The sequence below is a fragment of the Flavobacterium sp. HSC-32F16 genome (assembly GCF_024171645.1).
GTDB lineage: Bacteria > Bacteroidota > Bacteroidia > Flavobacteriales > Flavobacteriaceae > Flavobacterium.
This window is the reverse complement of the sequence record NZ_JALKAC010000006.1, coordinates 1-16,057: the sequence shown is the minus strand read 5'-3', so window position 1 is coordinate 16,057 and position 16,057 is coordinate 1. Positions and strand designations below refer to the sequence as shown.

The following is a 16,057-nucleotide window of genomic DNA, read 5'->3' as shown; positions in this document are numbered from 1 at the left end:
TTTTTTAATTAAAATTAATGTTAAGCCCGATCACTAAAGATTTTGCCAAAGGCGCTCCGCCGTAATCAACCGGAACAGAAAAATCACTGTTTGAACTTGCTGAAGTATTTACGGCTTCCGGATTAAAACCTACTTTGTATTTATTCCAGTAAAACCAGTTTTCGCCTGTTACATATAATCTTGCGTTATCAATTCTTGAAATACCTTTAAGCGCCTGTCTTAAATTATATCCAATCGAAATACTTCTAATACTTACATAATCAGATTTATACAACCAGTCTGAATTGGCCTGGTATCCAAAAGAAGTTCTCCAGTTTCCTCTCACAGCCGGATCAACGTTTAGAGAATTTTCTACAGATCCCATTCCGGTACGATCAATAGCACGTCCTGTTAATCCGTAAACCGTTCCTCCGTTTTGTCCCTGAACCAAAACATTTAAATCTAAATCCTTGTATTTAAAAGTATTCGTGATTCCCCAAGTGTATTTTGGAGTTGGGTTTCCTAAATCAACACGGTCGTCTGAATTGATTTTTTTATCGCCGTTTTGGTCAATATATCTTGGATCTCCAAGAACCAGTTTGTTTCCTCCAATTGTAGTGCCACCCGCATCAATATCGGCCTGAGTGATTACACCGTTTTGCTTTAATCCAAAAATCGTGTACATTGGTTTTCCCACTTCCAGTTTTACAAACGGTACACCTCCGTCATATGCATTGCTGATTTCTATTTTAGACTGATCCGGACCTAATGCCAAAACTTTATTTTCATTATGACTTATGTTTGCCGAAGTTCTCCATTCAAAACTTGGCGTTTTCACGTTTAGAGAGTTTAACTCAAATTCCCATCCTTGATTTTGTACTTCTCCAATGTTGGTTAAATACGTTTGAAAACCAGAATCTCCCGGAACAGGAACTCTTAAAAGTAATTCGCTGTTATTTTTTCTGTACAATTCGAAAGTTCCTGTAAGTCTGTTTTTGATAAATCCGAAATCCAGACCAAAATCAATACTTTTTGATTCTTCCCAGTGTAATGACGGATTTGGTATAGAAGCCGCTCCCTGACCAATCGCTACTGCGCCTCCAATTGAGTAATTGTAAGTTCCAAGAGTGGCATACTGCGCATAACTTCCAATATTATTACTTCCGTTTATACCTGTGCTGGCTCTTAATTTAAACTCCGTCAACCAGTCTGCATTCTGAAGAAAAGCTTCTTGTTTAACTCTCCATCCCAATGAAAGAGATGAAAAAGTTCCCCATCTTCTGTCGGTTCCAAATTTAGAAGAACCATCACGTCTTATACTTGCTGATAAAATATATTTTTCTCTGAAATTGTACTGAATACGAGAGAAATAAGATAAGAGCGTATTCTTTTCAGCCGTTGTAGAACCAATAGATCCCGCAGGCAGTGTTTCGATACTTGAATTGTTGTAAAGCGCTCCCGAAGACATAGTCGATTTTGTAATTTCATACGAGTTAAAAGACTCTCCTAAAAGCAAGTTAAAACTGTGGCTTCCAAAAGTTTTATCAAACGTCAATGTATTTTCGTTTACGATATTCTGTCTTCTATATGTATTATAAGCTCCTCTAATACTTGCAATTACATCGTTTGGCGTATAACTCTCGTTTACGTTGTCTGAGTTATCAAAGTTAATCGTGCTTTTTAAAGTAAAACTTTTTGCAAACTGGTAACTCGCATATCCCGAAATCAGGTTTCTGTACATAGAGTTTCTTCCTGTTCTCGCTAAAGCATTCAGCATATTGGTTGTACTGGAACCCCACGCATAACGCGTTGTATATTTTTCTCCCGCTGCATTTGCCGCACTTTCAAAAACCGGCGTTGCAGTAAGAGCTTTAAACAAAGTATTGTCTTTTCCTTCAACACCCGGATCATTTTTAATTGAATACGAAGGCGCTAAATTAATTCCCATTTTAAAATTTTCAGACAACTTAACATCTACATTGGCTCTTGCCGAGAAAAGAGAATAATCTGTTCCTACAATGTATCCGGTATTTTTTTGATAATTGGCAGAAACATAGTAATTCACCGCATCTGTAGCGCCCGAAGCTGTTAATTGATAATTGCTGAATTCTCCCGTACGGAAAACTTTATCCTGCCAGTCGATATAATCTAATCCAGGATGTCCAGGCATATCCCATCTATCATCATACAAATACGAGTAATATCTTGTATTGGCTGTTGTAAGCGGTGCAGAAGGATTTGCTGCGTTGTAAGCGGCAATTCTTTCTGAAGTAGTCTGACCGGCAGAAGCACCGGCAATTCCTGATCCAACCCATTGTGAATCGATCATTGTTTTGGCTCTTTTAATCCAACCTTCGGCAGACAGCATATCTACACGGTTTGCTTCTTTATTCACTCCCCCGTAAGTATTAAAAGTAAATTTTGGTTTTCCTTTTTTACCCTTTTTGGTGGTAATAATTACTACCCCGTTTGAAGCACGAGAACCATAAATTGCAGCCGCCGAAGCATCTTTTAAAACTTCAATAGAAGCCACATCATTTGGGTTCATATTGTCCAGCGGGCTTCCATTTGAAAATGCTCCGTTACTATTTGATCCTTCTGTATAGATAGGAAATCCGTCAATAACATACAAAGGCTCGTTTCCTGCGGTAATAGAACCCGCTCCTCTGATTTCTATACTAAAAGGCTGTCCCGGAAGCCCTGTAGTTTGTTTTACACGAACTCCGGCTACCTGACCAATTAATCCCTGATCAATTCTCGAAATTGGACGCTCTGCAAAAGATTCGGTTTTAATTCCTGAAATCGCTCCCGAAGTCAGCTTCTTCTTTTGCGTGCCGTAACCAATTACGACAACTTCGTTAAGGTTTGCACTTTCTGCATCAAGAGAAACATTGTAACTCGCAGCGGTTCCAATTTTTATTTCCTGTTTTACAAATCCCACAAACGAAAAGACTAATGTTTCTCCGGCTGCGGCCGAAATATTGTATTTTCCATCAAAATCGGTACTGGTAGACCTGTTGGTTCCCTTGACAATTACGTTAACACCAGGTATTGATAATTTGGCTGGATCAGTAACGGTTCCTGTAACCGTTTTTTCCTGCCCGTAGCCTGATGAGTACGCAAGTACAAATAAGACCATAATCAGCAAAAGATTAAGCTTGTTTTTCATAAAAGTTCAATTTGGTTAGTTAATTAGTTCAAACCAAATTTATTTAGAAGTGCTTTCCGCAGTATCCTGTAGTATCCTGTTAACTTTCAATATCTTATAATTATTTCTAAGTTTACTTTAACAAAAATTACGCACAACTGCTTGATTTACAACTGCTAATTCATTGCGAAATTCAAAAATATATTATCAAAAATTTTAGCAAATTATTTTTTTATATTTCATATTTATTTACATAAAAAAATATAAAATAATAACTTATATCCTTATTTAACTGATAATTTTATTTTTTGAATTATTTCATAAAAACAGGACGCTACAGGATAGCATTTTCACACGCTGATCATACTTTTACCTTATTGCGAAGAAAATCAAATGTCACTTTTCAAGACAATAAAATAAGAAATAAGCTTTATTTATAGAAGTTTAAAAAATCAAAATATACATGCAGCAATCTCAAAAAAACGGCTTTATTATAGTGATGTTATTCTGTTTTTTTTATGTGTTTTCACAAGAAAAAACGGTTTCACCGTGGCCAAAATCAACCAACATTAATCAGCCGTGGGCACGCTGGTGGTGGATGGGAAGCGCGGTTGATAAACCTAACTTAAAAAGAAGCCTTGTAGAATTTCATAAAGCTGGAATTGGAGGCGTTGAAATCACGCCTATCTATGGCGTAAAAGGCGAAGAGAACAATTTTATTGACTATTTATCGCCTAAATGGATGGAGATGCTCGATTACACCCTTCATGTTTCCGACAGTTTAAAAATGCAGGTCGATATGGTTTTAGGAACCGGATGGCCGTATGGAGGATCGCACGTTACTTTGCCTCACGCCGCAACTAAACTTATTGTCGAGAAATATCAGCTTAAAAAAAATGAAACTTTTAATGGAAACATTACGCTTCAAAACAGCAAAGAAAAAGTTCCTGCTTCTCTTTTGTATGTTGTGGCTTACGGAAACTACGGTTCGTTTGTCAATTTGACTAATGAACTTCAAAACAAAAAAATAAACGTAACCGATAAAGGACTCGAAGGATCAAATATAAAACTGCCCAATAAACTGGAGCCTAATAAACTAAACTGGAAGGCTAAAAAAACTGATTATACAATTTATGCCGTATTCAGCGGTAAAACCGGACAACAGGTAAAAAGAGCTGCTCCGGCAGGCAGTGGTTATACTCTAGATCATTATTCGGCAGAAGCCTTAAAAGCCTATGTTGTTCCTTTTGATAACGCTTTAAGAGGAAGAGAAGGAAAAATCAGGGCCATTTTTAATGATAGTTTTGAAGTTTACGGAACAGACTTTACTCCTGATTTTTTTGAAGAATTTAAAAAATTACGCGGCTACGATTTAAAGAAAGAACTTCCTATTTTATTGAATGAAACCGATAACGAAACCGGAAACCGAATAAGAAGCGATTACCGCCAGACTATAGCTGATTTGCTCTTAAATAAATTTGACAAATCATGGACCAGCTGGGCGCATTCTAAAAATTTCAAAACAAAACTTCAGGCACACGGTTCTCCCGGAAATTTAATTGATTTGTATGCATCTGCCGATATTCCTGAATGTGAAACTTTTGGCTCAATGCCTTTTGATATTCCGGGTTTACGACGTGAAAAAGAAGATATCCGCGAAGGAGATGCTGATCCTGTAATGCTCAAATTTTCTTCTTCGGCAGCACATATTTCGGGTAAAAATCTAGTTTCATCCGAAACTTTTACATGGCTTAGAGAACATTTTAAAACCGCTTTGTCTCAGTCTAAACCAGAAGCCGAAGATTTACTGCTTAATGGAGTTAATCATATTTTTCTGCACGGCTCTACTTATTCTCCAGATCGAGCTGTATGGCCGGGATGGCAGTTTTATGCTTCGGTAAATTTCAATTCAAACAATACCATTTGGGAAGATGCTCCGGCTTTATTTTCTTATATTTCAAATTGTCAGTCCTTATTACAGCAGGGGAAACCTGATAACGAAATGCTGCTTTACTGGCCTATTTTTGATGCTTGGGACAAATACGAAAAAGGCACTTTGTTTTACCAGTTCAAAATACATTCTTTATCAGAATGGCTTTATGGAACTTCTTTTTATGATACAACCAAAAACCTTATGAAAAAAGGCTACAGCGTTGATTTTATCTCAGATAAATTTATTGCCGAGGCCAAAGTTGTAAATGGAAAAATTGTATTGCCCGGAGGAAATTACAAATCATTAATTATTCCGTCCTGCCAAAAAATGCCGCTTGAAACACTGCAAAAACTTATTGACTTAAAAAAAGCCGGAGCTTCTGTTCTATTTGAAGGACTGCCGGAATCGGTTCCGGGATTTAATGAGTATAAAAAACAAGAACAAAATCTTAAAAATCTTTTGGCCGAGAATAAAATACAAGCCGTTTCTGATCTTTTTAAAAGTTTAGAAGATACCAAAATACACCCGGAAAGCTTGGTAAATTCCGGTTTAAAATTCATTAGAAGAAATATGAACGGCGAAAAAATCTACTATCTGGTTAATCATACTTCAAAAACAATAGATGATTTTATTCCGCTTCAAATTGAAAACAAAGAAGTTATCATTCTTGATCCGTTAACTCGGGAATTTGGAAATGCAATTGTCAATAAAAAAAATCAAATCACGTATGTAAAACTCAAAATTGAACCGGGACAGTCTTACTTTTTAAAAACTGAAAACACAGCTTCGCAAAAAAAATGGATGTATTTTGAAAGCACTTCAGAGCCAGCCGCATTAAAGGGAAACTGGAAATTATCGTTTGACAAAGGCGGACCAAAACTGCCTGCTGATGCTGTAGTTTCTAATTTAGAATCGTGGACAAAATTAAATCCGGATGCAGAAGCTTTTTCTGGATCAGCAACATATATGCTTGAATTCGAGAGTCCAAATTCTAAAATAAAAAATTGGGATCTCAATCTTGGTGATGTACGCGAAAGTGCCAAAGTCTGGATTAATGATGAATTTATAGGCACAGCCTGGTCTGTTCCCTATAAACTACAGATACAAAATTTAAAATCCGGAAAAAACATTTTAAAAATTCAGGTAACCAATCTCCCTGCCAACCGCATACGCGATATGGAATTAAAAGGTCAGGAATGGAAAATTTTCTACGAAATAAATATGGTCGATAAGGATTATAAAAAATTTGATGCCACAAAGTGGAATCTCATGCCGTCCGGACTTTTAGGTCCCGTAAGCCTTACGCCTTTACAACAACAAAACTAACTGCCAAATAACCAAAAAATGAAAAAATTATTCACCCTCTTTACCGTCTCTATTTTATCCTTAACAAGCCTTTGTGCTCAGGAATCATTGGATAAAAAACAGGTTTTAAAACAAATGATACTTGCCAATGATTATTTTATGCAGAAATGGCCGGAAACCGGAAAAACCATTATAACCAATAAAGAACGTCCCAGCAACATCTGGACACGTGGTGTATATTATGAAGGATTAATGGCTCTGCATGAAATTTTCCCTAAAGAAGCGTATTATGATTACGCTTATGGCTGGGCCGAATTTCACAAATGGGGATTTAACGGCGGCAACGTTACACGAAATGCTGATAATTATTGTGCGGCTCAGACGTATATTGATTTGTATAATCTGGAACCTGATGCTAAAAAACTCAAAAACACAAAGGCAAATATCAATATGCTGTTAAACACACCTCAGCTCAATGATTGGTCTTGGATTGACGCTATTCAAATGGGAATGCCGGTTTTTGCTAAAATGGGTGTTTTAGAAAAAGACAACCGTTATTTCGAAAAAATGTATGACATGTATATGTTCTCGAGAAATAAACACGGCGACAATGGTTTGTACAATCCAAAAGAAGGTTTATGGTGGCGTGATGCTGATTTTGATCCGCCTTATAAAGAACCTAACGGAAAAAATTGTTATTGGAGCCGTGGTAACGGATGGGTGATTGCGGCCTTGGCAAAAGTCCTGACTATTATTCCGGAAAATGCACCGCACAGAGAGCAGTATGTAAAAGATTTAAAGGCAATGGCAGCGGCTCTGGTTCCTATTCAAAGACCCGATGGTTTCTGGAATGTGAGTCTTCATGATCCGGCAAATTTTGGCGAAAAAGAAACCTCAGGAACGGCCTTATTTATTTATGGAATGGCTTATGGAATAAACAGCGGCATTCTTAAAAAAGAAATCTATCTGCCGGTTATTCAAAAGGCGTGGAATGCAATAACAACCGAGAGTCTGCATACAAATGGTTTTTTAGGATATTTGCAGTCTACTGGTAAGGAACCTAAGGACGGACAGCCTTTGTCTTACGATAAAATTCCTGATTTTGAAGATTATGGATTAGGTTGTTTTTTACTAGCCGGATCTGAAATTTATAAACTAAAATAACAACAAAAAGGCGATTACCTAAAAAGTAACCGCCTTTTTTATAAAACACTAATACAAAATACTCTACATCATAAAAAACAAAGCTTTCTGCAGGTTATCGAGTTTTATCTCACTTGAATTCAATTTTGAACGCTTCATATTGGGTATTTTTGGAACAAAATCTGATTTACTGCTAAAGTAAACCGACAGATCTTTAAAAATTTCTGTTCGGCTTTGTGATCCGTCTATTAAAAATAAATTCTTAATATCTTTAAAAAAGGAGAAACTATTATGCAATTGTTTATTAAACAGACAAACCATTACATGGGTTCCTTTTTTTTCTAACCTTAAAAAATCAAGTAATTCTGTTTTGTCGTAAACTACAAATATCGAACGATCATAATTACCTGGTTTACTTTCATTTTTAAGCAAAAATGAATCTTCAGAAAACTCAAAATTGTTTTTAAATTTTCTTTTAAACATTTTCAAAAAAACGCCTTTATTATCGAGTTCCTGGTAATACATTAGTACCATACTTTAAAATACCTGTCGGGTCATAATCTAAACCATCAGGTAATTCTACAGTAAAAGTCTTTGTAATTGGTACAGTTCCAGTATAATATGATCCACTGATAGTTGTTAACATTGTTAAAACAATATTCGACTTATCTCCTAAATTAAAGAGAGCTTTCTCTATCGTTGCACTAGTAGTATTCTGAGACTGATTCGTAATTAAAAATCCTGGAGTATTATTTGTAATAGAAGTTCCAAAACTATAATCAAACTTATTAACTATGTTGCCACATTGATCTTTAAAAGAAGTTCCTAAATTAAAATAACCATTCCCATCTGCAGTTGATGTCGCACTTTGCAACATACAAGATTGAAATTTGCTTAAATCAAAACCATATTCAAAATCAATTTGAAAGCTTTGTCCGGGCATTAAATCATCAAAATGACCGTCTCCGTCTAAATCTACTAAAGGTACACCACCTGGCGCACTCGTTAAAGAGGCAAAATTAATTACTTTAACATTTTGAGCAGCTGGTATTAAAGCACCACTGCCTGTGCCATTGTCTTTTAAAATCTGGGCTGTAACATCAACCCCACCAATAGTTACTTTTTTTAATATAAGTCCATCTTGTGGTGCTACAGCTAATATACCTGAACTGTTTCTAAAGACACTCCAAGGTAATTTTAAATCGTGTAATGCCGATTCTGCTCCACCAGTTCCCGCATTCTTAATGATATAAGAAGTTTTTCCATCGGTACAAAAACTAGGATATGTTCCTGTAGCCACTATACGGCTAAAATCCATACTAGGATTTCCTACTGTTGTCGAAATTCCTGCCGTAGATCCATCAGAAAAACAAAAACTTCCTTTTGTATCTCCAGAACCCGCCTTCATGTTTAAGGCAATACTTGTTGTTGCAGCACAGCTTAGCATTTGTTCCGTAAGTACCACTGTAATTTCTTCACCTGCATCAAAGCTGGTATTTGTTGCACCTACTGTAGTAGTAATAGCAGCCTGAAGTGCAGCTCCTGTTAAAGTTATAAGGTAACCGTTTGGTACTGCTGAGACCGTACCATGATCTGCACTCATCACTTTATAAGACGAATAGTGAGAAGCTGTCGCCACACTACTTTCTATATATACGGTAGAAACGGGTACATTTCCACTATTTTTAAATTTGATAGTTCGAAAGGCATTCGTTTTTAAAGGTGTATTAAGTACTTGTGGTGAAGGTACCGCTGAAAGCACGAAAGCCGGTGCCGGCGTATTAGCCGCAACCGCACTTGAAGCTGTAACCAGAGGTGTTGCTCCCTGCAGCACACTGTAATTGATTAAAGGAGTAGAATACCCACAATTAATACGGGCATTAAAAGTAACTACCAAAGTATTCCCAATAGGAATACTATTTAAAGTAAAGGTAGGACTCTGCAGGTTACTAACATTCGCCTGAGTGGCGGCTGTTATAGTTCCTGCAACATACTCCATTCCGGCGGGCAGCATTAAAGAAAATGTTGCTCCGTTGAGCGCTGCACCTGTATTGTTTACAATGTCAACCTTATAAGTCCCAGGGGCACCACCCTGTTCCAGACTCGAGGGCTGATAAGATAACGGAGCATTGATCTGCACTTGTGCAAATGCCGCTCCTCCTATCAAAGACAACAACAATAAGAACAAAATTGATGTAATTTTTGTTTTCATAAATCGTTTTTTTTTATTAAAAAAAAATCATACATCCATTAAATCAGATTATTAACCCAAAAAACGGAATGAATTCATTTATTTTTAACCTCTTGTTTTTAAATAATTTAATAATTAATATCAAGCTGCAAAGTTCTTTCTATCCTTCAGTTAATATTGCCAGTAAAAGATTTTAAAGTAACAGTTTAGGACATTTTTTGTATTCAGTTTCAGTCGCAGCGTTCCGTGTTTAATATTCAGCATTTAGTTGACACACAGACTGAAAACTGGGGCTGAATACTGAACACTAAACCTAAAGTCCTGTTATAATAAACTCGCTTCGTCTATTCATCTGATGTTCTTCTTCGGTACAATCTATACCATCTGCACATTGGTTTACCAGTTCTGTTTCACCATATCCCTTTCCTGTTAATCTATTTTTGGCGACTCCGTTTTTAATGAGCCAGTCTATGGTTGCTTTTGCTCTCCATTGAGACAGGTTTTTGTTGTAGGCTTGGGTGGCTCTGCTGTCTGTATATGAACGGATGTCCAGTTTCATTGTGGGATGCTGGTTTAAAACATCCAGAATTTTTTCCAGATCAATAGCCGCTTCTGTTCGAATATTGTACTTATCAAGATCAAAATAGATCATCTTGATCCCAAAGCAGACACCAAGATCATCGCCTACGACTACTTTACAGATCGTTTTATCTAAAGCTATAGGCAGATTTGTTTTGCCGGTTGTTCTGCCAATTTCTACAGTCAATTCTTTAACCGCATATTCGGTTTTTTCGGCTCTAACCGTATAACTTTTACCACATTCAACAGGAAAACTATATTTGCCGTCCACTCCTGAAACTGTTGTATTTTTTATCAGCTGATTTTCGTAAAGGGTTAGTTTTGTTCCGGGTAAAATAACAGTGGCCGCAGCATCTGTAATGATTCCGTTTAATTCCTGAATGCATTTTAATCTTCTGGTTTCAAGAAATTTGTAAATATCATCAGAACCCTGCCCTCCTTCTTTATTAGAACTAAAATAGCCTTGTCTGGAAAGAGGATCTATGCTGTAAGCAAAGTCATCATGAGGAGAATTTATATCGTTTCCTAAATTCTGTATATTGGTTACGGCTGAGCTGTTCTCTATCTGTCCCACAAAAACATCGAGACCGCCAAGACCAGGATGACCATCTGAAGCAAAATAAATTTCGTTTTCACTGGTTATGTATGGAAAGGTTTCTTTTCCTTCGGTATTAACCGGTGCACCGAGATTTTCGGGATTTCCAAAACTGCCGTCTCCGTTTATACTGACTTTATAAATATCAGACTGCCCGATAGTTCCCGGCATATCCGAAGCAAAATAGAGTGTTTTTTCATCCGGACTGAGTGCAGGATGCGCTGTGCTGTAATTGTTACTTGCAAACGGAAGCGCCGTTATATTGGTCCATTTTGCATTTTGAAGACTAGCTTTGTAAATTTTTATTAAAGTAATTTTATTTTCATTTTTTCCTTTTTTTCCCTTTATATAGTTGTTTCGGCTAAAATAAACTGTATTTCCGTCTTTAGTAAAAACCGGAGTCGATTCGTGAAATTTACTGTTTATAGAAGGTTTAAATTTTTGAGGTTTTAATACTGCACCGTTCTGCTGGTCCAGATAAGAACTGTATATATTGGTAAAATATTCGCCTGTCCATTTGTGTGTTCGCTGGCTGAAATTTCCGGTATCTCTGGCCGATGCGAAATAGATTTTGTTATTGCAGATAAAGCTTCCGTAATCGGAATATTTTGAATTGACTCCGGCATCTTCAATTTTATAACGACCCGAATTGGCTTTGATAACATCCAGATAATTTACATTTTTCTTATAGAGTTTTCCTCTCGAATCGTCTTTGTATTTGGTATTGAATTCGTTTAGGATTGTATTGGCTTTGTCCATCTGCCCTGTTGATTTTAAAGCCTGTGCATATCGGTAGAAATATTCAGCTTCAGGCGAAGGGTTGAGTGCAAACAATTCTCCGTACCACTTGGCCGCTCCTTCAAATTCGGAATTGAAATAATAGGAATCTCCCATTTTTTTAAACAAATCATCCGATTTATAACCTTTATCGGCTATACGCTCATATGTTTTTATGGCATCGACATAAGCATAATCGTTGTATTTTTTATCTCCTGAATTGGTTTTGGACTGTTGTGCATTACCATAGATTGTATTCAGAACTAGTAAACAAAGAAGTATATAGTTTTTCATGATGCGTACTTTTAGAAGAAACGAGGGGTTGTCATTTTACCATTCTTTTTGAAGAATTCATAACGCAGGAATATTTCATGCGAGCCTGAATTGTAGTTATTTAAATTGGACGTTTCTCGATCGTAACCGTATCCAATGTAAAGTCCGTCTGTGATTTGAAATCCCGCCAGGGCACTAACTGAAGCATCCCATCTGTAAGCAACTCCCAGTACAAACCTATCAATAAACATAAAATTGGCCGAAATATCTACCTGAAGCGGCGCACCATCTGTCATTTTGATAAGTGTGGCAGGCTTAAATTTAAAGTTTTGATTTTTATCGAGATTAAATACATACCCTGCTATTAAGTAATAATTGATTTTGCTTTTGTAGATGGCAACATCGTTATCATCGTATTGATTGGTTTCGATGAATTTGGGTATGGACAAACCAATGTAGGCTTTATCTGAATGCCAGTACACTCCGGCCCCTATATTGGGTGAAAATTTATTGTCGAAATCCTGAAACTGAGGATCGCCCTGCTGGGAAGGATTTAATTTATTGATGTCGAGATTGAATAAATTTCCGGTTGCTTTCACCCCAAAAGAGAGTTTAAAACTCGCCGATGTCTGGACAGTATAAGATATATCCGCAGAAATATCAGTGTCGTTTGTGGGGCCTATTTTATCATTAACCAAAGAAAGCCCCACTCCCAGCCTGCTGTTGTTGATAGGAGTATTGATAGAAAAGGCGCTGGTTTCCGGAGCTCCGTCCAGACCCACCCACTGGGTCCTGTAAAGTCCAAAAATGCTCAGCGCCCCACGAGAACCGGCGTAAGCCGGATTTATATTTATGGTATTGTACATATACTGTGTGTACTGTGCATCCTGCTGCGCATAACCTGAAAAGACTGCTGACATTATGACTAAAAAAAATAATTTTGTTCCCATAACAATTTTTTTATTATTAATTTATACTGTTTTTTGCTTTTCCTAAAAACAAAAACAGGACTGCTGGCTGCAGTCCTGTTTTTGTTCAGGGTTTTAAAAAAGTCTTTCTTTTTGAAACGTTGTGATACCGTTTTTTGCTAAACTTGCCAAACGTACTTCGATAAAAGATGCTTTTAATCTACAGCTATAAGTCTGGGTAGTATTATAAAATTGGAAAAAAGCCACCCATACATTAAAATTATCAATACTAACAGGCCACATCCTTTTCTTCCATACTACTTGTATGGAAATGTTACGAAAAAAAAATAGCTTCAGTAATAGGATAATTTTTGTTTTCATAATTTTATTTATTAAACAAATGATGATTCTATATTCTGGCTAATTGATTTTAAGCTATACCTATATTCCTTTTTTATATAAAAAAAACATACAGAGTACTGCTAGATGTATTTTAGACAAAAAATACTCTAATCAACCAGGATAATTGAAAGCGGTATTACATATAAACAATAACTTCGATCTGGGGATATTAGAAGTTTTTATTATTAAATGGGCAGGGAATGTTTTTTAAGCAGATAGAAAGCAGTATAACTCAAATGTGATTAAATATTAATTCCTTAAAAAGCTAAATGTTTTTAAAGGGCTATTTAATGCTTATCTATGTAGTAAATTAATTCCGGTTTTAGTTGAGTGCAATTTACAAACAACTACAAAACAAGAAGTTAGAAAATGGTTGCAAGTTATAATTTGCAACCTGTAGAAGAGAAGGAAATCTGTATTGAATTCAATATAAACACATCATATCCTATAAAAGTCACTTTACACTTAATAGGGGTATCCAGTGATATAAGAAATACTGCACTTATTAAATATAAGATAAGTGAGTTTAGTTACCTATACAAAATTGATTTAGTAAAGAGGAGAGATATTATAAGTTGCAGCCATTTTTATATAGATGTTTAAAAGGAAAAATAGTATTTATTGATCTTAGAAAACCTCCAAAATATTGATAGACCAATTAATGAAAAAGAAAATGCAAAAACTTTTACAAATTAAGTAATCTTTGTAAGAAGCATATTTGATAAAAAAAATTATAAATAAAATCCTTCTTCGTTTGAATAAAAAGAAATTAAAATGACTTAATCTTAGAGAAAACATATAACATTTCGGTACCAATTTGATAACTGCGCTGTTGATATACTTCTTTTTGCATTGTCGTGCCGTCTGAAACTTTTGGATCTTCAAAAGTAATTGGAAAGCGCTTTTCTGCTCCCGCGATAAACGGACAGCCGCCATCTGCCTGAGAACAGGTCATAATAGCAGCAAATTGATTTTCAGGATTAAAATCATCATCATACAATTTAGAAAAACCAATAATCGGATGTGAGTTTTCCCCATATTTTATCGAATAAACGGGATTTTCACCTTTAACCAATTCTTTAATTTTAAACCCTGCAGATTTTAAAGTTTCGGCAATCATTGAATACATACCCGTAACTTTTGTACCACCAGAATAACAGCTAAGATTATTGATCCTGTAATGTGCCGCTGCTGCCTGCGCCCAAATCTGAGACAAATGACTTCTTCTGGAGTTATGCGTACAAATAAAATTAAGACGGATATGCTCCTCATTATTTACTTTATTTTGTATATATGTTATTAATGGCTGCAACATAAGTTTTCGTTCATTTGAAATCTGATTGAAATCAAATGACTCCATTGTTTTTTTTATTTCAGCAAATAACATGATTTATAAAATGCATTAGATTAATAAAATAAAGTTAACAGCATCCTCCGCCCGGAGTACAGGAGTTTGAATCATCTGTGTAAGGTTGTACTAATTTTATTTTTGGCTTATCAGAAGGTATACCGCATTGTTCCTGAGCAAGACAGGCCGTTTGCTTGTTTAATAAAATAAAATGTCTCCCGTTAAAATCCAAATCGTATTTCCCAATAGTACTATCCTGATATTCTACTTCAATCTCATGATCTTCGATCCCTAATACTTTTTCAGAAAGCTCAATAATATTAATCAGTTTTTGCGGTTTAAGCCTATGCTCGTAATCATTTGCATTCCAAAGCTGAAAGTTTACTACAGTTTCGTTTCTTACAGTGCCTCCACAGTCAATAAAGTTTTTATTAATCAGCCCTACCTCCGTTACATGAAAATATTCAGGCACAAATGTTCCGTTTGGGAGTTCAAAATTTACAGCTTCTGCTGTTTTTAATACTTCTTTAATTTCTGAAAGTTTCATAATTTCTATTTTAGATTAACAGCATTCATTTCTTTTTTTTGCAAGATGGTTTGTGATATGTTCAAAAAAGCCCTTTATTTTCTCTAAGCCCGGTTCGTTTATACAATAACAAATCGACTTTCCATCAATACTTCCTTTTATCAGTCCGGCAGTTTTCAATTCTTTAAGATGCTGCGATACTGTAGGCTGCGACAGAGGAAGCTCATTTACAATATCACCGCAGATACAAGTATCTACTTTTAACAAATATTCTATTATAGCTATTCGGGCAGGATGCCCCAAAGCCTTAGCTAAAATCGCCAATTCGTTTTGGCTGTCTGTAAAGTGATCTGTTTTTGTTGCTCCCATTTTATATATTTACATATTGCAATATTACGATATAAATTTAAATTATAACCTAATTAGATCTAAAAAATTTATTATCAATAGCCTTATTACAGAATTAAAATTTGACAGAAATAATTTTACTCTTAAACAATAAAATCTTTGAAGTGTTTCGTATACCATTTTTCAGAAGACTCCATAAAATACGATTTATATTACTAAGTACTTTATAGTGAAACATTCCAGTTTTAAAGCTTAATTTGGAGCTGTTGCATAAAAAAAGAGAAAACAAAAAGCTTTCTCTTTTAAAGGATATACCATAAAAATGTAAAAAATCATAACTGAGAATTTCACAACCAATTCGATATTTACATTTACAAATTTCGAATTAACACATTCATTCAACAGCCATTAAACGTTTTTAATCTTATATTTTAAGACATTTTGTTTTAACTTCAAGTAAGAGTGGCATATCGCGATCGCTGTCGCGGTTCGCACACTATTTTTGATATCCAAAAATGATTAAAAGCAAAAAAATCCCCATCAAATACATGATGAGGATTCTTCAAAAGAAAGGCGACGACATACTCTCCCACAATACTGCA

Annotated in this window: 10 protein-coding genes; 2 read left to right on the top strand and 8 right to left on the bottom strand. The window is 35.6% G+C overall.

Annotated features, from left to right (window positions below; translation table 11 throughout):
* Positions 1–4: 4 nt before the first annotated feature.
* Positions 5–3,148, bottom strand: coding sequence for a TonB-dependent receptor (locus tag L1276_RS16690; RefSeq protein ID WP_253789728.1), 3,144 nt, complete (start codon positions 3,146–3,148; stop codon positions 5–7).
* A 442-nt stretch (positions 3,149–3,590) separates the two neighbouring features.
* Here L1276_RS16690 and L1276_RS16685 point away from each other — a divergent pair, with 442 nt between their 5' ends.
* Positions 3,591–6,386, top strand: coding sequence for a glycosyl hydrolase (locus L1276_RS16685; RefSeq protein WP_253789726.1), 2,796 nt, complete (start codon positions 3,591–3,593; stop codon positions 6,384–6,386).
* An 18-nt stretch (positions 6,387–6,404) separates the two neighbouring features.
* Positions 6,405–7,529 carry a glycoside hydrolase family 88 protein gene (locus L1276_RS16680; RefSeq protein WP_253789724.1) on the top strand — a complete coding sequence of 375 codons (1,125 nt, stop codon included), beginning with the start codon at positions 6,405–6,407 and terminating at the stop codon, positions 7,527–7,529.
* A gap of 63 nt (positions 7,530–7,592) precedes the next feature.
* Here the strand turns inward: L1276_RS16680 and L1276_RS16675 are convergent, their stop codons facing one another.
* The 7 genes from L1276_RS16675 to L1276_RS16645 all read right to left on the bottom strand — a co-directional run bounded on the left by L1276_RS16675 (position 7,593) and on the right by L1276_RS16645 (position 15,476).
* Positions 7,593–7,991, bottom strand: coding sequence for a hypothetical protein (locus L1276_RS16675; protein WP_253789722.1), 399 nt, complete (start codon positions 7,989–7,991; stop codon positions 7,593–7,595).
* Between the two features lie 19 nt (positions 7,992–8,010).
* Complete coding sequence (locus L1276_RS16670; RefSeq protein ID WP_253789720.1) at positions 8,011–9,720, bottom strand: hypothetical protein; 1,710 nt, start codon at positions 9,718–9,720, stop codon at positions 8,011–8,013.
* A gap of 292 nt (positions 9,721–10,012) precedes the next feature.
* Positions 10,013–11,944, bottom strand: coding sequence for an OmpA family protein (locus L1276_RS16665; protein WP_253789718.1), 1,932 nt, complete (start codon positions 11,942–11,944; stop codon positions 10,013–10,015).
* Between the two features lie 11 nt (positions 11,945–11,955).
* A complete protein-coding gene (locus L1276_RS16660) occupies positions 11,956–12,873 on the bottom strand; it encodes a type IX secretion system membrane protein PorP/SprF (protein ID WP_253789716.1) in 918 nt (305 codons plus the stop codon).
* Positions 12,874–14,002: 1,129 nt separating this feature from the next.
* Entirely contained in the window at positions 14,003–14,620 is a 618-nt protein-coding gene (locus L1276_RS16655; RefSeq protein ID WP_253789714.1) for a low molecular weight phosphatase family protein, read from the bottom strand.
* 34 nt (positions 14,621–14,654) lie between these two features.
* Entirely contained in the window at positions 14,655–15,128 is a 474-nt protein-coding gene (locus tag L1276_RS16650) for a DUF6428 family protein (RefSeq protein ID WP_253789712.1), read from the bottom strand.
* A gap of 15 nt (positions 15,129–15,143) precedes the next feature.
* A complete protein-coding gene (locus L1276_RS16645) occupies positions 15,144–15,476 on the bottom strand; it encodes a helix-turn-helix transcriptional regulator (protein WP_253789710.1) in 333 nt (110 codons plus the stop codon).
* Positions 15,477–16,057: the final 581 nt, after the last annotated feature.